The sequence below is a fragment of the Corynebacterium sp. NML 150383 genome (genome assembly GCF_002285085.1).
GTDB lineage: Bacteria > Actinomycetota > Actinomycetes > Mycobacteriales > Mycobacteriaceae > Corynebacterium > Corynebacterium gottingense.
In genome coordinates this window covers 366,187-390,651 of record NZ_NSGK01000002.1, presented here as the reverse complement: position 1 = coordinate 390,651, position 24,465 = coordinate 366,187, and the positions used below count along the sequence as shown (strand labels likewise).

Sequence of the window (24,465 nt, the reverse complement as noted above, 5' to 3'; positions counted from 1 at the left end):
ACTACCGAAGGGCATCACTGCGAACTTCAAGGGCAAGGTCGACACCTCTTCCGTGGGCACCAAGAAGGTGACCGTCGAAGTCACCTACCCCGACGGCACCAGCGAAGAGGTCACTACCGACCTCACCATCAAGCGCCGCACAGACGCAGAGGTCAACGACCCGATCGTCGGCGACGGTATCGCTACCAAGGTCGGCGCGAAGGTGACCAACGACGCCGCAAAGAAGGCCATCACCAACCTGGACAAGCTCCCGGTCAAAGACGTCACCTTCAAGAACGCGGTCGATACCTCAAAGCCCGGCGATACCACCGCCACCATCGTCGTTTCCTACACCGACGGAAGCACGGACGAGGTAAAGGTCGACGTCCACGTCAACGACCTCACCGACGCCGAGAAGTACACCCCGGCTCCAACCGGTATCACCATCAAGGAAGGCGAAACCGCCGACCCGCTCGCGGCAATCTCCAACAAGGATGAACTACCGAAGGGCATCACTGCGAACTTCAAGGACAATGTCGACACCGGCTCCGTCGGCACCAAGAAGGTGACCGTCGAAGTCACCTACCCCGACGGCACCAGCGAAGAGATCCAGACCGACCTCACCGTTGAGCGCCGCACGGACGCAGAAAAGAACGAACCGACGGTCGACGAGAACTTCGAAATCATCGCTGGCTCCAAGCTGCGCCAGGAACATGCCGAGAAGATCATTGAAAACATCGGCTCCCTGCCCAGCGGCACCACCGCGGACTTCAAGGACAAGGGCGAGGGCTCGCTGAGCACAGAGAACCCGACTCCGAATGACATCGACAAGGATGTCACCATCGTGGTCACCTACCCGGACGGCTCTACCGAGGAGATCGACACCAAGATCACCATCAAGCCGCGCCCGGACAACTGGGACTTCCAGCCGCAGGTCCGCGAAAAGGTCATCACCGCCGGCGATAAGCTCGAAGCTCGCGACGTCATCGAGAACCTTCACGAGCTGCCGCAGGACATTGAGGTCGAGCTCGACGGCGACGTGGACACCTCCACCCCGGGCGCGTACAACCCGCAGGTCGTGGTCACCTACCCGGACGGTTCCCAGGACCGCGTCGGCTCGACCATCATCGTCAATCCGAAGCCGCTGACCAACAAGCAATTCGACCCCAGCTACGGCGACACCGTGCAGCTCACCGCGGGTGAGTCCAAGAGCGCCGAGAACCCATTCGGCGACGAGGCGGCGCCGGAGGGCACGAAGTACGAGGCCAAGTTCCGCTCGGACGCCACCGACTGGACCTTCGACGAGGACAAAGCCAACGAGACGGGCGTCGTCACCGCTCAGGCACCATCCGCCAGGGATCTGGCGCAGGAGTTCGCCCGCGTGACCAAGTACACGCACCTCGACTGGGACACCCTCGCAGCGGTGCTCAAGCCGATGGTCACTACCTCCGTCGAGGTAGACATCGACTATGCCGACGGCTCCTTCGACGCTGCGACCGCAGCATTCGAGCTTGTCGACGCCGACGGCCACTCCCTCCTCGACCCCGAGGCTGACGCCGACGGCGACGGTCACACCAACCGCGACGAGGTAGAGAAGCGCTCCAACCCGTTCGACGAGGAAAGCGTTCCCGTACCGCCGGCAGACTGGAACACCGCCAACGCCAACACCGTCTACCCCGGCGAGGACGTCACCGTTCCCAACAACGGCGGCCGCGTACAGGTGGGCACCACCGTGAAGGTCGACGGCCCGGGCACCGCCGAGATCAACAAGGACGGCGACCTGGTCATCACCGCCAACGAGGACGCCAAGCCTGGCGACAAGATCGTGGCCACGATGACGGACTCGGACGGCAACCAGATCGACATCGTCCAGGTCTCCGTCAAGGAGGACGAGCGCCTGCAGGGCGACAAGACCAACGCCTCCTTCGGCAGCGACCCGTACGTGCTCATCCCGGGCGAGACCAAGGACACGAACCGCCCATTCGGCCCGTTCGGTATCCCGGATGACACCGAGATCACCGTCCAGGTGCCCGCCGACGCCACCGACTGGAAGTTCGAGGGCAACGAGGACGGCACCGTCACCGCCCAGGCACCATCCGCGGCGCAGCTGGCGGCACAGTTCTCCGCGCTGGACAAGGCAACCCAGAAGGACTGGGACAAGCTCGCCGAGGCCCTCGCGCCGGTCGTCGCACCGACCGTGGGCGTGAACTTCACGTTCACCGACGGCTCCAACGACTTCGCCAACGCCCGCTTCGAGCTCACCGACGCCAACGACAAGTCCATCCTCGACCCGGACGCTGACTTCGACGACGACGGCCGCACCAACAAGCAGGAAGTCGACACCGGCACCAACCCGTTCGAGCGCAACTACTTCGAGCCCCACTGGGATGCCACCGAGGGCGAAGGCAGCGCCGAGCCGGGCGGCAAGCTCACCATCCCGAACAAGGGCGGCAAGATTCCGAAGGGCGCGATTGTCGACGTCGCCGGCCCCGGCGACGCCGTCATCGACGACCGCGGCAACCTGGTTGTCGCAGTCGAGGAGCAGGCCATCCCGGGCGACGAGATCATCGCGACCGTGAAGGACGAGCAGGGCGCTGAGATCCAGAGGATCGTCATCATCGTCAACGCGAAGGTGAACAGCAACACCCACACCGAGGTCGGCGAGCCCGGCAAGGACACGTCCCTGAGCTCCAACATTGACCAGGGCAAGTGCTCCGCAGCTGCGATCGGCTTCGGACTCCCGATGCTGGCGATCGTCCCGCTCGCCATCGCCACCCAGGCAGCCATCCCGGGCCTGGCTGGCTTCCGCGAGCAGGTTGCCGTGCAGATCGAGCAGGTGAACTCCCAGATCCAAAACGGCCTGGGCATCATGAACCCGCAGATCGCCAAGCAGGTCTCTGACATTAACGGCCAGCTCCGCCAGTACGGCACGAACGTGGCCACGATCGGCGGCGGCCTGCTGCTCTTCGCCGCAGGCATCGGCGTCACCGCCCTGATCGTTGATAGCTGCAAGCCGGGCGGCCCGACCAGCTCCAACTAGCCACCCAACGACAACGCCGGCCCCGCTCCTCACTCCAGAGGATGCGGGGCCGGCGTGCTTCGTTACTGCAGCAGACGCTACACGCTGGCGAGGAACAGCTCTGCGCCGTCAGCGCCCTCCGCCGTGAACACTACGCGCGCGTCGCTCGCCGGGACCCACGCCGCTTGGCCCGGGCGCAGGGTGAGCTCCTCCCCAGTCGCGCCGCGTCCCACGGCCTCGCCGCTCGTGCACAGCACGATCGCCGGCCCATCCGACTCCACCGCCAGCTCCGCGCCCTCACCCAGGGCGTAACGGCTCAGCCGGAAGTCTTCCATTGGCAGGACAAACTCCTCCCCCACCGCGCCGCCATCCGCCGCGCGGGTCTTCGCCCGCGGGGACTCTAGCGCCTCGAACTTGAGCACGCGCACCAGCTCCGGCACGTCCACGTGCTTCGACGTGAGCCCGCCGCGGAGCACGTTGTCCGAGTTCGCCATGATCTCCACGCCCAGACCCGACTGGTAGGCGTGCAGCTGGCCGGCGTCCAGGTACAGCGCCTCGCCCGGTTCCAGGGTGAAGTAGTTCAGCAGCAGCGCCGCGAGGGCGCCGATGTCGCCCGGGTAGGCATCCGCAAGCTCGAGGAACATGGTGAGCACCTCGACCATCCACGGCTCCACGCCGGCGCCCCCGGCCTCGTCGGGATTTTCCAGGAGGGTGCGGGCGCGGTTGACGGTTTCGTCGACAAGCAAATTGCTCGCCTTGCGCGGCAGCGAGATGAGGGTGGTAAACAGCGCGCGCAGGCTCGCCTCTTCCTCGCTGGGGTCGACCATGCTGGTGTAGCGGTTGAGCAGTGGCGAGCCCAGAGCGTCGAGCAGGCGGGCGGTGCGCGCGTACGGGCGGAACCCGGCGAGCGCCTTGAACTGCGTCAGCGCGACAATCAGCTCTGGCTTGTGGTTCGGGTCCTTGTAGTTGCGGCGCGGGTCGTGCAGGTCAATGCCCGCCGCCTCCTCGCTGCGGAACCCCTCGACGGCCTGCGCTTTCGACGGGTGCGCTTGCAGCGACAGCGGCGCGCCCGCCGCCAGCAGCTTGAGCAGGAACGGCAGGTGTTCGTCGAACTTGTCGGCCACGCGCTGCCCAAGCGCCGCGCGGGGATCGTCCGCGATGATCGCGTCCAGGCCGCGGGAGCCGATTGTCGACGGCGCAGCCGGGTGCGCACCGAACCACAGCTCCGCCTCCGGGCTGGGGGCGGGCGACGCGGTGCCGCGCAGGTCAGCGAGCATGGTGCGCGAGCCCCACGGGTAGGTGCGCAGGGCAGGTTCGAGGAGCTCCATCGGTGTCTGTGCCTCGTTTCCTTCGGTGATGGGTGTGGGCTACCCGTCGCTGGGGTCGTCGAGCGCAGTCACGGCGTACGCGCGCGCCAGTAGCCGCAGCACCGTGACGGACTCGCCCAAGTGCTGCGACGCGACCGTCTCAGCGCGGGTGTTGGGCGCGACCGGGGCGTGCGCGTCCGGTTGCGCCCAAAGAACGACCTTTAAGGGTACCAGCTCCACCGGGCCGTCAAGGAATGGATCGTGGAAGATGTCGTCGGCCGGGGCGGGCGCACCGCCGCGGGCGAGCTCGAGGGCCTGCGGGAGCCCGTCGGCGTCGACGAAGCCACTCGCCAGGCCGCGGCAGGACCACAGGGTGGCCACGAGCTCCGCAAGCGCGAGGCCGTGGCGGGTGGTGCCGGAGTGCACGACGCGCGCGTCGCGGGCAAAGGCGCGCAGCTGGCGGGCGGCGTTGACGTCCTCCGCGCGTTCCGGGGAGACGGCGGTGAGCTCGGCGTCCAGCTCGTCCGCGAGCATGCGGAACCGCTCTGCCAGCGCCTCCGCCGCCGCGCGGGGGTCGAGCGCGTCGAGCACCGCCGACAGCACCGCGATCGTGCGCGCCGGCGATGGGCCCATCGTGGTGGGCAGGGCCGGGACGACGACGGTTGATGTGGGCGCCTCGTCAACGATCGGGCCGCGGGCTGGCCCCGCCAGCACCGTTTCCGCGCCGCGCTGCGCCGCTGTGAGCAGGGCGCGCACGTCGCGCTCGCGCGCCGCGGCGTCCCCCACTATGACCACGACGTCGAGCGCGCCGACGTAGCCGGGCAGCGTGTCCGTCACCACCACCGGCAGCGGGAGCGGTGCGCGCACCTGCGCCACAGCGCGTGCGGCGGCGCGCGCGACCTGGTCGGTCGCCACCACGACCACGCTACGGGGTTGCATCCCGCGGAGGTTGGCGAGGGACGGCAAAGCGTCGATAATAGCCCTGACCTGCGCCCCCTCGTGGGCGATGTCGAAAAAGCGGACGGTCTCGCGGTCGTAATCGCCGGCGCCCTCGTAGTAGTCGCTCATGACCGCGATCATACGCAGCGCCGACGCGCGCGGGTCTAGGCGCGGATGATTCCCAGGATCTCCTCGACCAATTCCTGGACTTCCTGCTCCGTCTCCGCCTCAACGTTCAGGCGCAGCAGCGGCTCGGTGTTGGACGCGCGCACGTTGAACCACGCCTTCGTGTCCTTGAGCCACACGGTGACGCCGTCGAGGCGGTCGAGCTTCTCGGTGCGCTCCGCAAACGCGTCGAGGACGCGCTGGGTGGTCGCGTCCTGGTCGGCCACCTCGGAGTTGATCTCGCCGGAGGCGGCGTAGCGGTTGTACTCGGCCATGAGCTCGCTCAGCGGCGCGTCCTGCTCGGCCAGCGCGGCGAGCACGTGCAGCGCGGCGACCAGGCCGGAGTCGGCGTTGAAGAAGTCGGCGAAGTAGTAGTGCGCGGAGTGCTCGCCACCGAAGCGGGCGCCGGTGCGCGCCATCTCCGCCTTGATGTAGGAGTGTCCGACGCGCGTGCGCACGGCCTCGCCGCCCTGCTCAGCGATGATTTCCGGCACCGCCTGCGAGGTGATCAGGTTGTGGATGATCGTCGCACCCGGGTGCTGCGCCAGCGTGCGGTGCGCGATCAAAGCGCTAATCGACGACGCGCTCACCGGCTCCCCACGCTCGTCCACCACAAAGCAACGGTCCGCGTCGCCGTCGAAGGCCAGGCCGATGTCCGCGCCCTGCTCCACCGTGAACCTCTGCAGGTCCACCAGGTTCTTCGGGTCCAGCGGGTTCGCCTCGTGGTTGGGGAACGTGCCGTCGAGCTCGAAGTAGAGCGGGCGCACGTCCATGTCATCCAGCACGGCGGGCACGGTCAGCCCCGCCATACCGTTGGCGGCGTCGACGGCCACGACGAGAGTGCGGTCCTCCGGCACCGGCACCAGGTCGCGCAGGAACGTCGCGTAGTCGGCCAGGATGTCCTTCTCAGTCACGGTACCCGCGGCCACGTCAGCGGCGGGCACGCCCTCGAGCACCATCCGCCCGATCTCGCCCAGTCCGGTGTCGGTGGACACCGGGGTGGCGCCGGCGCGGCACAGCTTGATGCCGTTGTACTTGGCCGGGTTGTGCGAGGCGGTGAACATCGCGCCGGCGCACTTGAGCGTGCCGGCGGCGAAGTAGAGCTCGTCGGTGCTGGTCAGGCCCAGCGCAATCACGTCGAGCCCCTGGGAGGTCGCGCCCTCCGCGAAGGCGCCGGCGAGCTCCGGCGAGGAGGGACGCATGTCGTAGCCCACGGCGATGCGGGTCTCGCCCTCGCCGCGCAGGATGTGGGCGAACGCCGCGCCGACGGTGCGGACAAAGTCGGCGTCGATGGTCTCGCCGACCACGCCGCGCACGTCGTACGCCTTGATGACGTTCTTTAACGTTGCTTCAGTGTGTGCAATTGCCATGGCGCCAGTCTAGCGCCGCGCGACACCGTGCTACTCAGTGCCGGAGTCCTTGTCCGCGTCTTCGGACGGGTCCGGGACCACGCGCAGGTGCGCGCGCCGCTGCGCCTTGTGCGCCGCCAGGTGCGCCTCGATCCGCTTCGTGCGGTGTACCGGGTGGTTGGAGGTGGCGGGGTCGTTGAAGTCGTGGGAGGCCGAGTACTCGATGGGGTCGGCGGAGGTGTCCACCAGGCCGGTGGTCACGCGGCCGGCCTCCCCCGCCTCGCGCACTGCCTCCGCGAGCGCCGTCAGCTCGGACTCGTCGAGGTCGTCCAGGCTGGTGTTCAGGCTGCGAGCGAAGAACGCGGCGTGGGCGGCGTCTTCAGTCGCTTCGGGCTGTTCGGACTCCTCAAGGTCGGCGGGGTCTTCGGTGATGTCCACCTGTTCGACGCGCACCATGTCCCAGCCGACGGGGGCGGTGATGTGCGCGGAGTGCCGCTCGCAGAGGTCCCAGGAGTGCGGGTCCTGCTCTGGGGCGAGCGGGCCGACCACTGCCGTGGAATCCGCGTAGGCGTAGATCAAGGTGGCCACGGCGGGGCGGCCACAGCCCGGGCGACAGCAACGACGGAATACACTCACGGCGCACAAGTCTAAACCCCGGCTTGAGGTTTGTGAAGTGCGACGCGGCGCGCCCCGCCGGAATCGCGCGCCGCTGGGCCTAGGATGTGGCCGTATGAGAGGTTCCACTCGGATTGGCGGCACGCCAGAGGATTCGCCGCTCCAGCTGCGCAGTGCGCGCGACCGGCACGGCCGGGGCGCGCGGGGCCCGCTGCTGCCGGTCGGCGTCCCGCGCTACCGCACCCGCTCGACGGCGTTTGACCAGCTGGTGCTCGAGTCTTACGCGCCACTGCACAACGCGTACGCGGTGCAGCTGTCGGGGGTGGACCTCGCCGTTGACACGATCCCGCGGATGCGCCTGCGCGCGGACATGACCGTCCTGCCCGAAGAGATCATCGCGGACGGCCCCGTCCCCCTCGGCCGCGTCCTCCCCGCGGGCGTGGACCGCAACGGCCGTCCGACTCGGGCGCGCCTGGTGGTGTTTCGACGTCCCGTCGAAAAGCGTGCGCGCACAGCAGAAGAGCAGTCGGAGCTCCTCACCTGGATCCTGACTGCTCTGGTCGCGCAGTACCTCAACCTGGATCCGCGCGACATTGACGACACATTCCCCTGGTAGCCAGGGGCGGGTGCTTGCTTGCGCCCCTTAGCCGATCTGCTTCTTCAGACGGCGACGCTCGCGGTCCGAAAGACCGCCCCAAATGCCGAAGCGCTCGTCGTGCTCCAGCGCGTACTCGAGGCACTCGTCGCGCACGGCGCACGCCTTGCAGATCCGCTTCGCCTCACGGGTCGAGCCACCCTTGTCCGGGAAGAAGGCGTCCGGATCGGTTTGCGCGCACAGCGCTTGGTCCTGCCATTCCTTCTCGACAGCGCCAAACAACTCCTCGAGGGTCATGCCACCCGCGACCGCGCCGCGGAGGTGTGCGTTATTCGCCTGATTCGCCGAGTCTTCCACGCTTCCCCCTCCTTCCGTTGTTGTTTTTCTTCTACTCGCTTGCCACGTGAAGCCCCCGCCGCTTCGGGCACTACGGCCAGTGCCTGCGGACGGGTCTCCACTGACGACTCACGTCGATGTGATTACGAAAACGATTACACACCGAAGCCCTAAATAGCCGCAACATAAATCAGTGATTACTTCACGCGTCCGGCGCGTTTCCCACGTCATTCGCCACACAAATCACATGCGTCACACGCCCCGCCCGGAGGGGGTAAAAGGCGGGGGTACTAGATGTAGTGGGGGTGCCGAAATCTGGGAACTAGTTCGCGGTTTTGGCGTGTCGTTACGCGTCCGGCGAGAAGCGCACGCCCGAGTCCGGGATGCTCACGCCCGGCCAGATGCGCATCCCGGCCTGGAGCTCGCAGCGCGCGCCGATCTCCACGCCCTCGCCGATCACGCAGTCGGAGATCCGCGCGTTCGCGCCGATCCGCGCGCCCGACGCGATGATGGAGTTGCGCACGACCGCGCCCGGCTCGATGGTGACGCCGTCGAAGATCACGGAGGCGTCGACACGCGACCCCGCGCCGATCACGCTGCCCCGGCCGACCGCGGTGCCGCCGATAAGAATCACGCCGCCGGACACGCCCGCGGACTCGTCCACAAACGACTCACCCGTCTTGCCCGCCAGCAGCGGCGAGTACGCGATGCCGCGCACCACGTCGGAGGACCCCTCGACAAAGTCGTGCGGGCGGCCCATGTCGCGCCAGTACGAGGAATCGACGTGGCCGACCACCTTCGCCCCCGACTCCAGCAGCCCCGGGAAGGTCTCGCGCTCCACGGAGACCACGCGGCCCGCCGGGATCTGCTCGATCACACTGCGCTTGAACACGTAGCAGCCAGCGTTGATCTGGTCCGTCGGCGGATCCTCCGTCTTCTCCAGGAACGCCTGCACGTTGCCGTCTTTGTCTGTGGGCACCGAGCCGAACGCGCGCGGGTCAGGCACGCGCACCAGGTGCAGCGTCACGTCCGCGTCGTGTTCGACGTGCGTGCCCAGGATCGCGCTCAAGTCCGCGCCGGAGAGGACGTCGCCGTTGAACACCATCGCGTTGTCGTAGCGCAGCTTGTCCGCGACGTTACGGATCGCACCGCCGGTGCCAAGCGCCTCCTCCTCCACGACGTACTCGATCTCCAGACCGAAGTCCGAGCCGTCGCCGAAGTACTCCTCAAACACCTCCGCCTTGTAGGAGGTACCCAGCACCACGTGGTGCATCCCGGCCTCCTTAATGCGGGCGAGCAGGTGGCTCAGGAACGGGTGCCCCGCCGTGGGCAGCATCGGCTTCGGCGTCCCCACGGTCAGCGGGCGCAGTCGCGTGCCACGACCGCCAACGAGGATCACCGCATCCGTTCGCTCCGGATGCGCAACAACGTTTTCAACCATCTCTTCTCACTTCGCTTCCGTATGTCGTGTGGCGTGCACCTTCGCCCGGGTCTGCATCACGCTGCGCAGCTTCAGCCCCGCCCACAGCGCCCATCGCACCGGCGCCTGCCACCAGGCCGGGTGCCTGTCGCGCTGGAACCGGTACGCCGACGCGTGGTGCGCCGGCACCGTCACCAGCGAGAACTTGTCCGCAACGTGGCCTTGGTCGTGCAGGATTATCGACGACGGGCAGTACACATTCAGCCACCCAGCGCGCGTCAACCGATCGCCCAGGTCAATGTCCTCGAGGTACATGAAGTAGCGCTCGTCAAAGCCGCCGATCGCCGCGAACGCCTCCCAGCGCACAAGCAGGCACGCGCCCGAGAGCCAACCCGCTTCGCGCTGCACATCCATCGTGGAGCCCGCCTTATAGACGGTGGTGAAGGGGTTCGTTGGCCAGACGTCGTAAAGCAAGGCGTGCCCGATGCCCACGGTGAGGCCGGGCACGCGCCTGGCGCTGGGGTACGCGGAGCCGTCGGCCTCCTCGATGCGCGGACCGACCGCACCGGCGCGCGGCGCCCCATCGAGGCAGCGCAGCAGCTCGTCGAGACTGCCAGGGCGGAACTCCACGTCGGGGTTCACAATAAGAAAGGCATCGGGGTCGATCTCGCCGGAAGCGCGCAGCGGCTCCAGGTGGCGCACCGCCGCGTTGATCGCGGCGCCGTAGCCGATGTTGCCGCCGGTAGGGAAGAATTCAACGTGCTCGTGCGCGCGTGCCGCCGCCTGCGGCGCACCGTCCGTCGACCCGTTGTCGGCGCACACCAAGCGCACCCTGCGTGCGGTGGCGCGCTCGAGGGAGGCGACCAGCGCCGCCAGGTGCTCGCCCGGCGAATAGGTCACGGTGATGACCGCCAGCGCGGGCTGCGCGTCGGGGCCGCCGTTGAGTCGATCGTCGTTTCTCACAATGCGCTCAGCATACCCACTGGCGCGCCGGATTCCGCGCACGGCGCACGGCGAGGCGCACCGAAAACGCGGATCCGGCGGAGGCATGTCGTATAATGCATGGCCGTGAACGACAACCCTAGGCGCGCCCGCGACATCCAGCCGGCCCCTTCCCGCACGAGGGACCTGAAGCAATCGGGCCACCCGGTGGTGAAGGGCATCCTCGCCGCGTGCTCCGCGGCCGCGCTCGTCGTCTCCGGGGTCGGCTACTTCACCGTGGGCAAGCTGGACAGCCAGCTCAGCGCCTCTGAGCTGAACATCGGGAAGAAGCAGCGTAACGACGACAACGAGGCGCTCGACGGCGCCGTCGACATCCTGCTCGTCGGCTCCGACTCGCGCACCGACGCCCAGGGCAACCCGCTGTCCCCCGACGAGCTCGCGCGCCTCAACGCGGGCGAGGCCGACGGCGAGATTAATACGGACACGATGATGGTCATCCGCGTCCCCGAGGACGGCTCCCGCGCCACCGCCGTCTCCATCCCGCGCGACACCTACGTGCACACCGACGACTACGGCAACATGAAGATCAACGGCGTCTACGGCGCGCACGCGGGCGCGAAGCGTGAGGAGCTGCTTGACGACGGCGAGGCGGAAGGCCCCGAGCTCGAGCAGCGAGTCGCCCGCGCGGGCCAGGAGGGGCTTATCGACGCCGTCGCCGACCTCACCGGCGTCGAGGTCGACCACTTCGCGCAGGTCGGCCTGCTCGGCTTCGTCCTGCTCACCGACGCCGTGGGCGGCGTCGACGTCTGCCTCAACGCCCCCGTCAACGAGCCGCTGTCCGGCGCGAACTTCCCCGCCGGCGAGCAGACGCTCGACGGCACCCAGGCGCTCTCGTTCGTCCGCCAGCGCCACGACCTCCCGCGCGGCGACCTGGACCGCATCGTGCGCCAGCAGGCGTACATGGCGTCGCTGGTCCAGCGCATCCTGTCCGCTGGCACGCTGACCAACCCGTCGAAGCTGCGCGACCTGTCCAACGCGGCGGAGCGCTCCGTCACACTGGACCGCGGCTGGGACGTGGTCCGCTTCGCGCAGCAGATGTCCGGCCTGGGCGGCGGCAACGTCACCTTCACCACCATCCCAGTGACCTCGGTGAACGGCGTCGGCGACTACGGCGAATCCATTATCACGGTCGACCCGCCGCAGGTGCACAGGTTCATGGAGACGGTCGTGGAGCCGCAGGACGAAGCGCAGGATGATGGCACCGGAGAGGACTCGGCGGCGTCGGAAAGCGCGGGCACCGCCGAGGGCTTTGAGAACTACAGTCTTTACGTGCTCAACGCTGGCGCCGGCACCGGGCAGGCGGGCGCGGTGGGCGACTACCTCACCGACGAGGGGATGAACGTCGCCGACGTCTCCAACGCTATGGACGGCGTGTACTGGGAAAGCCAAATCGTCACCGCGGATCCGGCGGACCCGGCCGCCAACCAGCTCGCCGAGCGCCTTGGCAACGTGCCCGTGACCGCCAACGCGAACGTCGAACCGGGCAGCCTCATCGTGGTCATCGCCGCCGACTACGCAGGCCCGGCGATGCTCAGCCCCGAGGAGCGCGAGGAGGTCCCGTCCGAGGCGCCCGTCGGCACCCCGGGCGAGGACTTCGGCGCCGCCGAGACCGGCCCGGAGATCACCGCGGGCGGCAACGGCCCCCGCTGCGTGAACTAGCAACCTATGATGGGCGGGCATGAGCATGCTCACCCCCCTCTTGCGTACTGACCCTGCAAGCCCGCGGCTGACCGTCTACGACGAAGCGCGCGGCACCCGCATGGAGTTCTCCGCCCAAACGCTGGACAACTGGGCGAACAAGGTCGCCAACACGCTCGACGAGGAGTTCGAGCTCCCGCCGGCCGCCGGCGCCATCTGCATCGACCTCCCCGCCTCGTGGCAGTCCGCAGTGATCGCGCTGGGCGCCTACAACTCGTCGCGCGTCCCGCACATCGGACCGTGGGACGGCGGGGCGCCGGAGGTGGTGTTCGTGGGCGTCGATGATGCGGCACGGTGGGCGCACGTTCCGGACTGCGTCGTGGTGTCGGATGACCCCTTCGGCCGCGGCGTCGTCGAAGCGGGCGGCGAGCTCCCCACAGGCACCATCGACTTCGGCCCCACCGTGCGCTTCTACGGCGACCAGTACTTCGGCGCGTCGGCCGACCTCGCCGCGTGGTCCACCCCCGAATTGGGGCCGGAGCGGTACTGGGTCCCGGCGTGGACCTCCGCGGCGGAGTTCGAGCAGTACGTGCTCGCGCCGCTCGCCGCGGGCGGGTCCGTCGTCGCCGCGACAGGGCTCATCTCCGCAGACAGGCAGCAGGAAATTATGGAGATTGAGAAGGTGGGGCGGCGGTTGGGCGTCGATAAGCGATAGCCCGCGCGCACCCCCGTTGGTGGGCAAAAACCAGAAATTTTGTGCGGAAACGGGCACCGGCGGAATACATTGTGAGGGACCAGCGAATACGAAAGGTATTGGTATGAAGCTCACCGCCACCCGCAAGACCGGCGCAGTGCTGTGCGCGATCGCGCTCGCCGCCACCGGACTCACCGCCTGCTCCAACAGCGAATCCGACTCCGAGGCCTCCGGGGGCGCGAGCGGCGCCGCAGCCGAGGGCAACGAGCGCGGCCCCATCACCTTCGCCATGGGGCGCAATGACACGGACAAGCTGATTCCGATCATCGACAAGTGGAACGCCGGGCACCCCGACGAGCAGGTCACGCTCTCCGAGCTCGCCGGCGAGGCCGACGACCAGCGCGACACCCTCGTGCAGTCCCTCCAGGCGGGCGGCGACGACTACGACGTCATGGCGCTCGACGTCGTGTGGACCGCCGACTTCGCCGCGAACCAGTGGCTCCAGCCGCTCGAGGGCGACTTCGCCGTCGACACCTCCGGACTACTGCCGGCCACCGTCGAGTCCGCGACCTACGGCGACAAGCTCGTCGCCCTGCCGCAGAACACCAACGGCCAGCTCCTGTTCCGCAACGCTGACGTGATCGAGGAAGCGCCGGACACTTTCGAGGACATCCGAAGCGCCTGCGCCGCCCTCGAGGGCGACACCGACTGCCTGACCACCCAGCTCAAGCAGTACGAGGGCCTCACCGTCAACTCCCTCGGCTTCATCAACGGCTGGGGCGGCGAGGTCCTCGATGATTCCGGCCAGCCCGCCGTCGAGTCCGACGAGGCCAAGGCGGGGCTCCAGGCGCTTGTCGACGCCTACGCGGACGGCACCATCTCTCAGTCCTCCACCGCCGCAACGGAGGAGGAAACCAACCTGGCGTTCACCGAGGGCAAGACCGCCTTTGCCATCAACTGGCCGTACATGTACACCAACGCCGAGGAAGCCGGTCTGACCTTCGAGGTCCAGCCGCTGGTGGGCAAGGACGGCGTCGGCGTGTCCACACTCGGCGGCTACAACAACGGCATCAACGTGAACTCGAAGCACAAGGCGACCGCGCTGGACTTCATCAAGTTCGTGATCAACGAGGAAAACCAGCTCTCGCTCGCCGAGAACTCCTTCCCGCCGGTGCTCGCCTCGATTTACGACGACCCCGAGCTGGTCAAGGAGCACCCGTACCTGCCGGCACTCAAGGAGTCCCTGGAGAACGCGAAGCCGCGCCCGGTCTCCCCGTTCTACCCGGCGATCTCCAAGGCCATCCAGGACAACGCGTACGCCGCGCTGACCTCCGGAAAGAGCGTTGACGACGCGACGAAGGACATGGCCAGCGCCATCCAGCAGGCCTCCTAGTAGCCCACGCCTCACGCCCGCCACCGTTTACACTGCGGTCGCGGGCGTTTTGCCCGTTTACGCACCAAAAGAAATGGAGTGTGGTGTATGACAACCGCTTCCCCCAAACGGCGAAGGCACCGCAGCGACGCCGGCAAGGCCGCCGCGCTCGTCGCCCCGGCGCTCGCCGTGCTGGCCGTCGTGATCGGCTACCCGATCGTGCGCGCCATCTGGCTCTCGTTCCAGTCCGACAAACACCTCGACCCCGCCACCGGCCTGTTCACCGAGGGCGGCTTCGCGGGCGTCGAGCACTACCTGTACTGGCTGACCAACCGGTGCATGACCGCCTCCGGCGAGGTCGGCGCGTGTCCGCCGGGTGTGCTGGCGACCGACTTCTGGCCGTCGGTAAGCGTGACCCTCTTCTTCACCGTCGTGACGGTCGCGCTTGAGACGGTGCTGGGCATCGGCATGGCGCTGGTGATGAACCACCCGTCGCGCGTCCGCGCCCTCATCCGCGCCGCCGTGCTCATCCCGTGGGCCATCCCCACCGCCGTGACGGCGAAGCTGTGGCAGTTCATGTTCGCGCCCAGCGGCATCGTCAACTCGCTGCTCGGCCACAATATCGCCTGGACCACCGACCCGTGGGCCGCGCGCTTCGCCGTCATCATCGCCGACGTGTGGAAGACCACCCCGTTCATGGCGCTGCTCATCCTCGCCGGCCTCCAGATGATCCCGCGCGACGTCTACGAGGCAGCGCGTGTCGACGGCGCGTCGTCCCTCCAAACCTTCACCCGCATCACCCTGCCGCTGGTGCGCCCCGCGCTCATGGTCGCCATCCTGTTCCGCACCCTCGACGCGCTGCGCATGTACGACCTGCCCGTGATCATGATCTCCGGGTCCTCCAACTCCCCCACCGCCACGATTTCCCAGCTCGTGGTCGAGGACATGCGCCAAGGCAACTTCAACAGCGCCTCCGCCCTGTCCACGCTCATCTTCCTGCTCATCTTCGCCGTCGCATTCGTCATGATCCGGTTCCTGGGCGCTGATGTGGGTGGCAGGCAGGCGTCGAAAAGCATGAAAGGCACGCGATGAAAAAGTTCTGGCACTACGCAGGCGTCATCTTCATCATGTTCTGGGGGCTCGCTCCCTTCTACTGGATGCTCGTGACCGCGCTGCGCGACCAAGCGCACACCTTCGACACCACACCGTGGCCGACGCACGTGACGCTGGACAACTTCCGCGACGCGCTCGCCACCGACAAGGGCAACGACTTCCTCGGGGCGATCGGCAACTCGCTGCTCATCTCGCTGACTACCACCGCGCTCGCCGTGCTCGTCGGCGTGTTCACCGCGTACGCGCTCGCGCGCCTCGACTTCCCCGGCAAGGGCATCGTCACCGGCATCATCCTCGCCGCGTCGATGTTCCCCGGCATCGCACTGGTCACGCCGCTGTTCCAGCTGTTTGGCGACCTCGGGTGGATCGGCACCTACCGCGCGATGATCATCCCGAACATCTCGTTCGCGCTGCCGCTGACCGTGTACACGCTCATCTCGTTCTTCCAGCAGCTGCCCTGGGAGCTCGAGGAGGCAGCGCGTGTCGACGGCGCAACCCGCGGCCAGGCCTTCCGCCTCGTGCTGCTGCCGCTAGCCACGCCCGCGATCTTCACCACCGCCATCATCGCGTTCATCACGACGTGGAACGAGTTCATGCTGGCCAGGCAGCTGTCCAACACCTCGACGGAGCCGGTGACGGTGGCGATCGCGCGCTTCTCTGGGCCGAGCGCGTTTGAGTACCCGTACGCGGCGATCATGGCGGCGGGGTCGCTGGTGACCGTGCCGCTGATCATCATGGTGCTCATCTTCCAGCGGCGCATCGTCGCAGGCCTGACCGCCGGCGGCGTGAAGGGTTAGCATGGACCAGCGCACAGACCTGATGTGGCAGGCGATCGTCGGGTTCGTCGGCTTCTTCGCCCTCCTCGCCCTCGTGCAGGGGCTGGTCAACGTGTTCCGCGACCAGCCCGCGATCTGGCCCGGCCTGCTCGCCGGCGCGCTCGCGCTCGCGGAGTGGTGGCTCGTTCGCCGCTGGCTGGCGTGGCGCAGCACCGAGCTTGACGACGACACCCAGACACCCCAATAGGCGCCAGGGGTACTGGCGCTACGTGGTTGCTGGGGTGTGGGCGAGGCGTTGTTCGCGTCTGTCGGGGTCGGCGTGATCGACCCCGCCGGGTATTCGAAACCCACTCGGGCTCTGCCACGTGACGCGCCCGCGGTGCCGGTGCATCCTGCCGCGGGAGGGCCTGCCGTTTTGCCGATTATGGTAGGTGCACAACCAACACAAGTTCCCAATCTCGGTCCCACCCCCGCTGGCCCACTCAGTGAGATGGTGTGCCTCGGAGACATCCGCCGGCTGGTGGCAATCCGCCCAGGCGCATGTCGGCCCGTCGGCACTCATTAACAGCCGCAGCTCCCGGGTCGCCCGCCGCGGGTTGGCCGGGTCATCACCAGCAAGGGTGGTCGCATACAGGTTGACCGGCCCGTCAGTCGGCGAGATCAGGGCGATGTAGCCCGCCTTGTTGAGTTTCCGGTTCACTAGCTCGGCACCGTTGAGCCACTCGCCGTTGGTCAGCTGCACCTGGATCTCGGCGGCGTTGTTGGAGTGGGTGCGCCAGGCGGCGAACTCGCCGATGTCCATGTTGAGCACCGTGGTGATCGCAGGTGCGGCAGCACGGGCGGTGGCATTACCGGTCAGCCAGGCTGCCGGGTCGGGGTGTGCTGCGTGGTAGGCGGCGAGCACGTCGCTGGTGCGCCCCGTCACGTGCAGGGTGGACAGTCCCTTGTCGTGGTAGGTGATGCTTGCTTTCGGCGCCCGCGGAGTAGGCGGGGCGAGCTTCTTTTTCAGTTTCTTCGCCTCGCGCATGATGGTGCGCAAATCGCCGTCGGTCTCGCACAGGGCGCGGCGGTATTTCCAGCGATCCGCATCCTTGGTCAGGCTGCGCGACGAGCGGGCGATAAAGGCGAGGGTGTCGATCCGGTGGCCGCGGTCGCGTGCGGCGTCGATGCAGGCGGTCTGCGCCCGACGGTTGCGCACCGGGGCGAAGAAGACCTCGGCGGCGGTGGCAAGTTGGGCGGCGCGGTCGGGGTCCATGCCGCGGGAGATGAGCGTGTCGGCGCTTGACGACGCGGCCGCGGCAACAAGGTCGATGCCGCGGTTGTCGAGGGTGATCAGGTCGTCGAGAAGCGTCATGCCACACAGCATATACCTGCTTGACCTGCGGTTTCAATGGTGTGTGAGAAGGATTCCACTTTCGGCCAACCAGGGAACCGGCGGGGTGTTTCCAACGTCTAATAAGGTTTCGGGATTTCAACGCAGCACGCGCACAGGAAAGTGCTACAACTGATGCTATGAAACGAGCAACCAGGGCGTTTATCGCCGCAGCAACTTCCACCGCCATGATCGCCGCCGCGCAGCCGGCCCTCGCACAGGAGGGCGCCGGCGAGATGGGCGTGACCGTCAACGGCGAGCCGGTGAGCGTGGAGCAGGGCGAGGGCGACGAGGTCGTCGTCAACGTCGACGTCGCCGCCGATTCAGGCGAGCAAGATGCGCAAGAGCAGCCGGCCGCGGAGGAAACCCAGGACACCGACGTCACCGTGGGCAAGGAGCTCGACGTCGCCGCGATGCTGCTCGGTCTCGTCGCGCTCGTCGCTGCGCTGGCCGCCGGCTGGCTGTACTTCGCCGCGCCGGTCCTGGGCATCGAGCTGCCCACGTTCAACCTGCCGTTCTAGCGGCGCGGGGGCTGTGCTAGCGTCGCCAGTGTGACACGGGGTGCCCCGAGCGAGGGGCTGAGATCAGACCCGTCGAACCTGCACTAGCTCGAACTAGCGAAGGGATTGTCCCCATGCACGCTGCGCCCGCACTGCCCCGCATCCTCACTATCGCCGGCACCGATCCGACCGGCGGCGCCGGAGTCCAGGCCGACATCAAGTCGATCCAGGCCGCCGGCGGGTACTCGTATAGCGTCGTGACCTCGCTGGTCGCGCAGAACACGACCGGCGTGCAGGAGATTTTCGCCCCGCCGGTCGAGTTCCTGCGCTCACAGCTGCGCTCCGTCGCGGACGACGTGGAGATCGACGCCATCAAGATCGGCATGCTGGGCACCACCGAAATCATCGACGTGGTCCGGGACTTCCTCACCGCACACGCGCGAACGTGCAGGGTGGTGTTGGATCCGGTGATGGTGGCGTCGTCAAGCGATCGGCTCCTTACGCGCGAGGCTGAAGCGGCTCTGCGCGAGCTGGCGCGGCTCGCCGACGTGATCACCCCGAACCTGCCTGAGCTGGCCGTGCTCGCCGGCGCGGAGACCGCCACCGAATTCGACGCCGCGATCGCGCAGGCGCGGGGGCTGGCGCGCGAGCTGGGCACGACCGTCATTGTCAAGGGCGGCCACCTGGGCGGCGCGCACGCGGATAACGCCGTGGTCACCGCCGAGAGCGTGCACCGCGTGCCCGTGCAGCGCGTGGACACGAAGAATACGCACGGCACCGGCTGTTCGTTCTCTTCGGCGCTGGCCACGCGGCTGGGCGCCGGCTTTGACACGCCCGCGGCGACCGAGTGGGCGTCGCGCTGGCTGCACGAGGCGATCGCGCACGCCGATGCGCTCGGCGTCGGCCGCGGGCACGGCCCCGTCGATCACGGGCACATGAACCGTCGCATGCAGCGCGCGGCCGATACGCGCCCCGAACACTTTTTGCTTATCGACGCCCCACCAACCCCTCCCCTCGCCGCCCCGGCAGGCCCCCACACCCAGGCACTGTGGGACGCCTCGGCGCCGTACCTCACCGCCATCATGGAGCTGCCGTTCATCCGCGCGCTCGGCGACGGCACCCTGCGCCGCGCGGACTTCCTCTTCTACCTCGAGCAGGACGCGTACTACCTGGTCAGGTACGCGCGTTCGCTGCGCGCGCTCGGCGGCGCGTGGGCTTCGGATGCCGACGAGGCGATCGCCGACGAGCAGGAGATGCAGCGCACGTGGCTCGCTGACCTGGACCGCGAGACGCTGCCGTCGCCGATCGCGCGCGCCTACACCGACTTCCTGCTGGCCTCCACGCTCGGCGAACCCGCGGCGATCGGCCAGGCCGCGGTGCTGCCCTGCTACTGGCTCTACTACGAGGTCGGCGCGCGCCTGGCCAAGCGCAACCACGACGCGCACCCCTACCGCGACTGGCTGGCCACCTACGCCGGCGACGAGTTCCTGGCGTCGGTGCGCGGCGCGATCGACCGCTGCGAGCGCACGCTTGCCGACGACCCGGACTCGCTCGACGCCGCGGTGCGCGCGTGCGCCGTCGCCTCGCGCTACGAGCTCGACTTCTTCGACCAGGCCGACCGCGCGTGGGTGATCCGCGATGTCTAGGCCGCTCGACCTGCGCTGCTACTTCGTCACCGGGCAGCCCGCCGAGGAGGTCCCGCGCATCGCTGCGCTGGCGGCCGCGGGCGGCGCGGGCGTGATCCAGGTGCGCAGCAAGCCGATCGAAGAGTCCGCGCTCGAGTCGCTGGCCTGCGCGGTCGCCGACGCCGTCGCTAAAGCCAACCCCGCCACGCGCGTGCTTATCGACGACAACGTGCACCTCGCCGCCCGCCTCATGCCTACCCACCACATCCACGGCGTACACATCGGCCAGGACGACATGGACCCGCGCGACGCCCGCGCGCTGCTCGGCCCCGACGCCATCATCGGCCTGACCACTGGGACCCTCGACCTGGTGCAGGAGGCCAACGAGTACGCGGGCGTGATCGACTACATCGGCGCGGGCCCGTTCCGCCCCACGCCCACGAAGGACTCGGGCCGCGCCCCGATCGGGCTTGACGGCTACCCGACGCTGGTGGAGGCGTCGCGGCTGCCGGTCGTGGCAATCGGCGACGTCCACGCTTCCGACGCCGCCGACCTCGCCGCCACCGGCGTGGCGGGCGTGGCGATCGTGCGCGGTTTCATGCGCGCCGAGGACCCGCGGACGATGGCGGCGGGTATCGCGGCCGACTTCGACCGCGTGGCTGCGGGCGGCGCGCTGTGAGCACCTACGAACACGTCATCGTCGGCGCCGGCATCATCGGCCTGACCACCGCCTTCGAGCTCGTGCGACGCGGGGTGGACCCGCAACGCATCGCGCTCGTGGACCCGGCGCCCGCCAGCGGCGCGACCAACGTTGCTGGCGGCATGCTCGCCCCGGCCGCGGAGGTGCAGTACCGGCAGGAGCCGCTCTACCCGCTCATGCTGCAGTCGGCGGAGTTGTACCCGTCGCTGGTCGCGGACCTCGTCGCGGCCATCCCCGGCACCGACGTGGGGTACCGCACCGAGTCGACGTTCGTCGTCGCCGCCGACCGCGCCGACGCCACCCACCTGCGCGAGCTCACCGAGCACCAGCACACACACGGGATGGACGTCGACAGGCTGACGCTGCGCCAGGCCCGCACCCAGGAGCCGGGCCTTAGTCCGCAGCTCGCGGGCGTGGTGGAGATCCCCGGCGACCACCAGGTCAACCCGCGGATGTTCGCCGCTGCCCTGCTGCGCGTGCTGGAGGACAAGGGCGTCCGGCTTGTCCGCGAGAAGGCGGGCGCGCTGCTGTGGGAGGGGGCGGCGTGTGTGGGGGTTGAGGTGGGCGTCGAGAAGCGAAAAGTGCTCGGCGCGACGACCTATGTGTGCAACGGGCTTGGGGCGCGCGCACTCGGCTTGCCGCTGAACCTGCGGCCGGTGCGCGGCGACATGCTGCGGCTCGGGGCCGCCAACGCGCCGGTGGGCCGCGTGATCCGCGCGTTTGTGGAGGATCGGCCGGTCTACATCATTCCGCGCACCGACGGCACGATCGCCGTGGGCGCGACCAGCCGCGAGGACGCGCGCGAGCGGCCCGCCGTCGACGGGGTGTACACGCTGCTGCGCGACGCGATCCGCATCGTGCCCGGGCTCGAGGACTGCGAACTCATCGAGGCGCTCGTGGGCAACCGCCCCGGCACCCCCGACGACCTGCCCTACCTGGGGCTGCGCGGCGAGAACCTCGTCGTTTCCACCGGCTATTTCCGGCACGGCATTCTGCTGGCGGCGCTCGGTGCGTGCGTCGGCGCTGACCTTGGGCTTCGGCGCACCACGGCGGTGGACATCGCCGCGTGCGACCCCGCCCGCCACGAGTAAAGGAGCATCATGCGCATTATTGTCAATGATCAACCCCGCACCTTCGACGCCGCGCCCACCGTCGCGCAGCTCGTCGACGAGGTGGTGGGCCGTTCCGAGGGTGTCGCCGTGGCCGTCAACGGCAAGGTGGTGCCCGCGAGCCAGTGGGGCCGGGTGCTTAACGACGCCGACGTGGCCGACATCCTCACCGCCGTCCAAGGAGGCTAACCGTGCTGCAGATCGCGGATAAGGAATTCGACTCGCACCTGATCATGGGCACGGGCGGGGCGACGAGCCAGCAGCTGCTGGAAGACGCGCTCGTGGCTAGTGGGACGCAGTTGACGACGGTGGCGATGCGTCGGCACGCGGCGCGCGCGGACGGCGGCGGCGAGAGCGTCTTCGACCTGCTCACCCGCCTGGGGATCGACCCGCTGCCGAATACCGCGGGCTGCCGCACGGCGCGCGACGCGGTGCTCACCGCGCAGCTGGCGCGCGAGGCGCTCGGCACGAACTGGGTGAAGGTGGAGGTCATCGCCGACGATCACACACTCCTGCCAGATGTGGTCGAGCTCGTCGACGCCTGCGAACTCCTCGTCGCCGACGGCTTCACCGTCCTCGCGTATACCTCCGACGACCCGGTGGTGGCGGCGCGCCTCGAGCAGGTCGGCGTCCACGCGGTCATGCCGCTGGGGTCCCCGATCGGCACCGGGCTCGGCATCCTCAACCCGCACAACATTGAGCTGATCTGCTCGCGCGCGCAAGTGCCAGTGCTTCTCGACGCCGGCGTGGGCACCGCCTCCGACGCCGCCCTTGCCATGGAACTCGGCTGCGACGGGGTGCTGCTGGCCAGCGCCGTGAACCGCTGCCAGGACCCCGTCGCCATGGCGCAGGCGATGCGCCACGCGGTGGAGGCGGGCCGCCTGGCCCGCGGCGCGGGCCGGATTCCGCGGCGGACACATGCGGAGGGGGCGTTGGCGTCGTCAAGCTTTGAAGGCCTGGCGAGCTGGGAGGACCAGGTGCTATGAGCCTCCCCCACGCTGAGCTGCGCCGCACCGCGCGCCAGACGCTGCTCCCGGGATTCGGGCTGCGCGGCCAGGAGGCGCTCAACCGCGCGCACGTGCTGGTCATCGGCGCGGGCGGGCTCGGGTGTCCGGTGATGCAGGCGCTGGTGGCCACGGGGGTCGGCACGATCACGGTCATCGACGACGATGTCGTGGACGACACCAACATCCACCGCCAGATCCTGTTCAGCGCCGCCGACGTGGGCCGGCCGAAGGTCGAGGTGGCGGCCGAGCAGCTGCGACGGCACCGCGACGACGTGCGCATCATCGCGCGCAACGAGCACCTCGACGCGTCCAACGCCGTCGAGTACTTCCGCGACGCGGACCTGGTCATCGACGGCTCCGACACGTTCACCACGAAGTTCCTCGCAGCCGACGCCGCCGAACTCACCGGCACCCCGCTGGTGTGGGGCTCGGTGCTGCGCTTCCACGGCGAGGTCGCGGTCTGGCACTCCGGCCCGGGCTCGCGTGGCGTGGGCCTGCGCGACCTCTACCCCACCCACCCCGCGCCCGAGGACACCCCGGACTGCGCCACCGCGGGCGTGCTCGGCGTGACTACGTCCGTCGTCGGCGGGCTCATGGCCACCGAGGCGGTCAAGCTCCTCGCCGGGATGGACGAGGCGGAGATCGGCGTGCTCACCGTCTACGAGGCGCTCGCCGGCACGCTCAAGCGCTTCCAGGTCACGGCCGACCCGGAGCGCGAGCTGGTGACGAGCCTGGACGCCCACGCCGCGCCGGCCGCCTCGTGCGCGGTGCCACAGCACGGCGACGGCGAGAAAGCGCGGCTACTCGCGCAGATCGCGGACGGCGAAGCGACCGCGCTCGACGTGCGCGAACTCGGCGAGAAGGCGATCAAGGACCTGCCGCAGGAATCCGCGCACCTGCCCACGTCCGCGTGGCGCGAGGACCCGGACGCGGCGATCGCGCTGCTCGACGAGCTGCGCGGTGCGGGCGACGTCGTGGTGTACTGCGCCTCCGGGAAGCGGTCCGCGGACTTTGTGGAGCGCTTCGGCGAGGCCGCCGCGGAGCGCGGAGTCACGCTGCGCAGCCTGCCGGGCGGGCTCTAGCCGCCGCGCCGTGCAGGTTACTCAGTCAGAGTGCTTTCGCCTCGGGCCTCGAGGAGCTGTTCCATCTCGTCCATCTCGGCGGTTTGGACGTCGAGCATTTGCTGGGCCAGGTCCACGAGGGGCTGGTAGCCGCCGTTGTCGATCTGGTCTTGGGTCATGGCAACGGCACCTGCGTGGTGGGAGTGCATCAGCTGGAGGAACAGGGTGTCTGCGTCCTCGCCATCAAGTTTTTCCAGCTGCTCCATCTGTTCCGGCGTAATCATGCCGTTGGCAATGTGCGGGGAATGCTGTTCCATCAGGTCGCCTTGGTCCCATTGCTCGGCCCAGTCGACCATGGTGTCGATCTCTTCCTCTTGCCCGACTTTAATCCGTTCAGCTAAGTCCGCTGTGGCTTCGCTGGTGCCGTCCGCGGCCAGGATGATGTCGCTCATGTCCACGGCTTGCTGGTGGTGCGGTGTCATCATCCCGAGAAAGTGCAGGTCCACCCCGTTGACTTCTGCAGGTTGGTTGGCCCCGGATGTCACCTCGACACCGTCCTTGTCGGTCTGGGTGGCGTTTTCTCCGGCGCATGAGACTGCACTGACCCCCAGTAGTGCAACGGCAGCCAGGCCGATGATGCGTCGTCGTAGTGGTGTGTGTGTCATGAAAGGGCCCTCCTCAGACCGAAGTATCTGCGCCATACCCAGAATGGGTATACCCCCTTAGGGTATCGCAGAGCGCTCACACCACGCCGAAGGGGGCCAGCGCTCGC

At 68.5% G+C, this 24,465-nt stretch carries 24 protein-coding genes and 1 riboswitch; of the genes, 15 read left to right on the top strand and 9 right to left on the bottom strand.

Features of this window, described 5'->3' with window-relative positions; genetic code table 11:
• The coding region (locus tag CKJ85_RS03880) for a Rib/alpha-like domain-containing protein (RefSeq protein ID WP_255395995.1) at nt 1-3,019 on the top strand (3,019 nt) is incomplete at its 5' end.
• Between the two features lie 77 nt (nt 3,020-3,096).
• Here CKJ85_RS03880 and manA read toward each other — a convergent pair.
• From manA to CKJ85_RS03860, 4 genes are read right to left on the bottom strand one after another with little or no spacing between them, the layout of a single operon-like run.
• Nucleotides 3,097-4,326 (bottom strand): mannose-6-phosphate isomerase, class I, encoded by a 1,230-nt coding sequence (gene manA / locus CKJ85_RS03875; RefSeq protein ID WP_095553465.1) that lies wholly within the window; start codon nt 4,324-4,326, stop codon nt 3,097-3,099.
• A 39-nt stretch (nt 4,327-4,365) separates the two neighbouring features.
• A complete protein-coding gene (locus CKJ85_RS03870; protein ID WP_233126934.1) occupies nt 4,366-5,373 on the bottom strand; it encodes a hypothetical protein in 1,008 nt (335 codons plus the stop codon).
• 35 nt (nt 5,374-5,408) lie between these two features.
• Nucleotides 5,409-6,779, bottom strand: coding sequence for a phosphomannomutase/phosphoglucomutase (locus CKJ85_RS03865; RefSeq protein ID WP_095553463.1), 1,371 nt, complete (start codon nt 6,777-6,779; stop codon nt 5,409-5,411).
• A gap of 30 nt (nt 6,780-6,809) precedes the next feature.
• Nucleotides 6,810-7,394, bottom strand: coding sequence for a DUF3499 domain-containing protein (locus CKJ85_RS03860; protein ID WP_095547532.1), 585 nt, complete (start codon nt 7,392-7,394; stop codon nt 6,810-6,812).
• 94 nt (nt 7,395-7,488) lie between these two features.
• Between CKJ85_RS03860 and CKJ85_RS03855 the strand changes: the two genes are divergently transcribed.
• Nucleotides 7,489-7,989, top strand: a complete 501-nt coding sequence (locus CKJ85_RS03855) for a metallopeptidase family protein (protein WP_095537131.1) — start codon at nt 7,489-7,491, stop codon at nt 7,987-7,989.
• 27 nt (nt 7,990-8,016) lie between these two features.
• On the opposite strand, the gene CKJ85_RS03850 is transcribed toward CKJ85_RS03855, so the two are convergent.
• The 3 genes from CKJ85_RS03850 to CKJ85_RS03840 all read right to left on the bottom strand — a co-directional run bounded on the left by CKJ85_RS03850 (nt 8,017) and on the right by CKJ85_RS03840 (nt 10,687).
• The gene (locus CKJ85_RS03850) at nt 8,017-8,265 is read right to left on the bottom strand and encodes a WhiB family transcriptional regulator (protein ID WP_095279042.1); all 249 of its coding nucleotides are present in this window, start codon (nt 8,263-8,265) and stop codon (nt 8,017-8,019) included.
• Nucleotides 8,266-8,650: 385 nt separating this feature from the next.
• Nucleotides 8,651-9,745 carry a sugar phosphate nucleotidyltransferase gene (locus tag CKJ85_RS03845; protein WP_095546071.1) on the bottom strand — a complete coding sequence of 365 codons (1,095 nt, stop codon included), beginning with the start codon at nt 9,743-9,745 and terminating at the stop codon, nt 8,651-8,653.
• Between the two features lie 6 nt (nt 9,746-9,751).
• A complete protein-coding gene (locus CKJ85_RS03840; RefSeq protein ID WP_233126932.1) occupies nt 9,752-10,687 on the bottom strand; it encodes a glycosyltransferase family 2 protein in 936 nt (311 codons plus the stop codon).
• Between the two features lie 99 nt (nt 10,688-10,786).
• On the opposite strand from CKJ85_RS03840, the gene CKJ85_RS03835 reads away from it, so the two are divergent.
• The 6 genes from CKJ85_RS03835 (at nt 10,787) to CKJ85_RS03810 (ending at nt 16,566) form a co-directional block, all read left to right on the top strand.
• Entirely contained in the window at nt 10,787-12,385 is a 1,599-nt protein-coding gene (locus tag CKJ85_RS03835) for an LCP family protein (RefSeq protein WP_095553461.1), read from the top strand.
• Nucleotides 12,386-12,404: 19 nt separating this feature from the next.
• Nucleotides 12,405-13,079 carry a TIGR03089 family protein gene (locus CKJ85_RS03830; protein WP_095553460.1) on the top strand — a complete coding sequence of 225 codons (675 nt, stop codon included), beginning with the start codon at nt 12,405-12,407 and terminating at the stop codon, nt 13,077-13,079.
• Between the two features lie 103 nt (nt 13,080-13,182).
• Nucleotides 13,183-14,451, top strand: coding sequence for an ABC transporter substrate-binding protein (locus CKJ85_RS03825; RefSeq protein ID WP_095553459.1), 1,269 nt, complete (start codon nt 13,183-13,185; stop codon nt 14,449-14,451).
• Nucleotides 14,452-14,538: 87 nt separating this feature from the next.
• Entirely contained in the window at nt 14,539-15,522 is a 984-nt protein-coding gene (locus tag CKJ85_RS03820) for a carbohydrate ABC transporter permease (RefSeq protein WP_095536412.1), read from the top strand.
• Nucleotides 15,519-16,340, top strand: coding sequence for a carbohydrate ABC transporter permease (locus CKJ85_RS03815; RefSeq protein ID WP_095537137.1), 822 nt, complete (start codon nt 15,519-15,521; stop codon nt 16,338-16,340). The genes CKJ85_RS03820 and CKJ85_RS03815 overlap by 4 nt, the downstream gene beginning before the upstream one ends.
• Before the next feature lies 1 nt (nt 16,341).
• A complete protein-coding gene (locus CKJ85_RS03810; RefSeq protein WP_095547539.1) occupies nt 16,342-16,566 on the top strand; it encodes a hypothetical protein in 225 nt (74 codons plus the stop codon).
• Nucleotides 16,567-16,584: 18 nt separating this feature from the next.
• On the opposite strand, the gene CKJ85_RS03805 is transcribed toward CKJ85_RS03810, so the two are convergent.
• Nucleotides 16,585-17,673: an HNH endonuclease gene (locus tag CKJ85_RS03805; RefSeq protein WP_095553458.1), complete on the bottom strand. Its 1,089-nt coding sequence runs from the start codon at nt 17,671-17,673 to the stop codon at nt 16,585-16,587.
• 158 nt (nt 17,674-17,831) lie between these two features.
• On the opposite strand from CKJ85_RS03805, the gene CKJ85_RS03800 reads away from it, so the two are divergent.
• From CKJ85_RS03800 to CKJ85_RS03770, 7 genes are all read left to right on the top strand, one after another.
• Nucleotides 17,832-18,212 carry a hypothetical protein gene (locus tag CKJ85_RS03800; protein ID WP_095553457.1) on the top strand — a complete coding sequence of 127 codons (381 nt, stop codon included), beginning with the start codon at nt 17,832-17,834 and terminating at the stop codon, nt 18,210-18,212.
• A gap of 26 nt (nt 18,213-18,238) precedes the next feature.
• Nucleotides 18,239-18,335: riboswitch (TPP riboswitch) on the top strand.
• Nucleotides 18,326-19,837 (top strand): bifunctional hydroxymethylpyrimidine kinase/phosphomethylpyrimidine kinase, encoded by a 1,512-nt coding sequence (locus CKJ85_RS03795; protein ID WP_095553456.1) that lies wholly within the window; start codon nt 18,326-18,328, stop codon nt 19,835-19,837. (Overlaps the previous riboswitch by 10 nt.)
• Nucleotides 19,830-20,495: a thiamine phosphate synthase gene (locus CKJ85_RS03790; RefSeq protein ID WP_095553455.1), complete on the top strand. Its 666-nt coding sequence runs from the start codon at nt 19,830-19,832 to the stop codon at nt 20,493-20,495. The genes CKJ85_RS03795 and CKJ85_RS03790 overlap by 8 nt, the downstream gene beginning before the upstream one ends.
• Complete coding sequence (gene thiO / locus CKJ85_RS03785; protein ID WP_095553454.1) at nt 20,492-21,607, top strand: glycine oxidase ThiO; 1,116 nt, start codon at nt 20,492-20,494, stop codon at nt 21,605-21,607. The genes CKJ85_RS03790 and thiO overlap by 4 nt, the downstream gene beginning before the upstream one ends.
• 9 nt (nt 21,608-21,616) lie before the next feature.
• A complete protein-coding gene (gene thiS, locus CKJ85_RS03780) occupies nt 21,617-21,814 on the top strand; it encodes a sulfur carrier protein ThiS (RefSeq protein WP_095553453.1) in 198 nt (65 codons plus the stop codon).
• Between the two features lie 2 nt (nt 21,815-21,816).
• Nucleotides 21,817-22,611: a thiazole synthase gene (locus CKJ85_RS03775; RefSeq protein WP_095553452.1), complete on the top strand. Its 795-nt coding sequence runs from the start codon at nt 21,817-21,819 to the stop codon at nt 22,609-22,611.
• Nucleotides 22,608-23,714, top strand: coding sequence for a ThiF family adenylyltransferase (locus CKJ85_RS03770; protein ID WP_095553451.1), 1,107 nt, complete (start codon nt 22,608-22,610; stop codon nt 23,712-23,714). The genes CKJ85_RS03775 and CKJ85_RS03770 overlap by 4 nt, the downstream gene beginning before the upstream one ends.
• 17 nt (nt 23,715-23,731) lie before the next feature.
• Here the strand turns inward: CKJ85_RS03770 and CKJ85_RS03765 are convergent, their stop codons facing one another.
• Nucleotides 23,732-24,358 (bottom strand): DUF305 domain-containing protein, encoded by a 627-nt coding sequence (locus tag CKJ85_RS03765; RefSeq protein ID WP_158221610.1) that lies wholly within the window; start codon nt 24,356-24,358, stop codon nt 23,732-23,734.
• Nucleotides 24,359-24,465 lie beyond the last annotated feature (107 nt).

Excerpts from the sequence above, each read along its gene's own strand:
- CKJ85_RS03810 (WP_095547539.1), top strand. The coding sequence starts at position 16,342 with ATGGACCAGCGCACAGACCTGATGTGGCAGGCGATCGTCGGGTTCGTC.
- CKJ85_RS03765 (WP_158221610.1), bottom strand. The coding sequence starts at position 24,358 with ATGACACACACACCACTACGACGACGCATCATCGGCCTGGCTGCCGTT.
- CKJ85_RS03815 (WP_095537137.1), top strand. The coding sequence starts at position 15,519 with ATGAAAAAGTTCTGGCACTACGCAGGCGTCATCTTCATCATGTTCTGG.
- CKJ85_RS03835 (WP_095553461.1), top strand. The coding sequence starts at position 10,787 with ATGGCCGTGAACGACAACCCTAGGCGCGCCCGCGACATCCAGCCGGCC.
- CKJ85_RS03825 (WP_095553459.1), top strand. The coding sequence starts at position 13,183 with ATGAAGCTCACCGCCACCCGCAAGACCGGCGCAGTGCTGTGCGCGATC.
- CKJ85_RS03830 (WP_095553460.1), top strand. The coding sequence starts at position 12,405 with ATGAGCATGCTCACCCCCCTCTTGCGTACTGACCCTGCAAGCCCGCGG.
- CKJ85_RS03870 (WP_233126934.1), bottom strand. The coding sequence starts at position 5,373 with ATGAGCGACTACTACGAGGGCGCCGGCGATTACGACCGCGAGACCGTC.
- CKJ85_RS03795 (WP_095553456.1), top strand. The coding sequence starts at position 18,326 with ATGCACGCTGCGCCCGCACTGCCCCGCATCCTCACTATCGCCGGCACC.
- CKJ85_RS03805 (WP_095553458.1), bottom strand. The coding sequence starts at position 17,673 with ATGACGCTTCTCGACGACCTGATCACCCTCGACAACCGCGGCATCGAC.
- CKJ85_RS03790 (WP_095553455.1), top strand. The coding sequence starts at position 19,830 with ATGTCTAGGCCGCTCGACCTGCGCTGCTACTTCGTCACCGGGCAGCCC.
- CKJ85_RS03820 (WP_095536412.1), top strand. The coding sequence starts at position 14,539 with ATGACAACCGCTTCCCCCAAACGGCGAAGGCACCGCAGCGACGCCGGC.
- manA (WP_095553465.1), bottom strand. The coding sequence starts at position 4,326 with ATGGAGCTCCTCGAACCTGCCCTGCGCACCTACCCGTGGGGCTCGCGC.
- CKJ85_RS03770 (WP_095553451.1), top strand. The coding sequence starts at position 22,608 with ATGAGCCTCCCCCACGCTGAGCTGCGCCGCACCGCGCGCCAGACGCTG.
- CKJ85_RS03865 (WP_095553463.1), bottom strand. The coding sequence starts at position 6,779 with ATGGCAATTGCACACACTGAAGCAACGTTAAAGAACGTCATCAAGGCG.
- CKJ85_RS03800 (WP_095553457.1), top strand. The coding sequence starts at position 17,832 with ATGAAACGAGCAACCAGGGCGTTTATCGCCGCAGCAACTTCCACCGCC.
- CKJ85_RS03855 (WP_095537131.1), top strand. The coding sequence starts at position 7,489 with ATGAGAGGTTCCACTCGGATTGGCGGCACGCCAGAGGATTCGCCGCTC.
- CKJ85_RS03845 (WP_095546071.1), bottom strand. The coding sequence starts at position 9,745 with ATGGTTGAAAACGTTGTTGCGCATCCGGAGCGAACGGATGCGGTGATC.
- CKJ85_RS03850 (WP_095279042.1), bottom strand. The coding sequence starts at position 8,265 with ATGACCCTCGAGGAGTTGTTTGGCGCTGTCGAGAAGGAATGGCAGGAC.
- thiS (WP_095553453.1), top strand. The coding sequence starts at position 21,617 with ATGCGCATTATTGTCAATGATCAACCCCGCACCTTCGACGCCGCGCCC.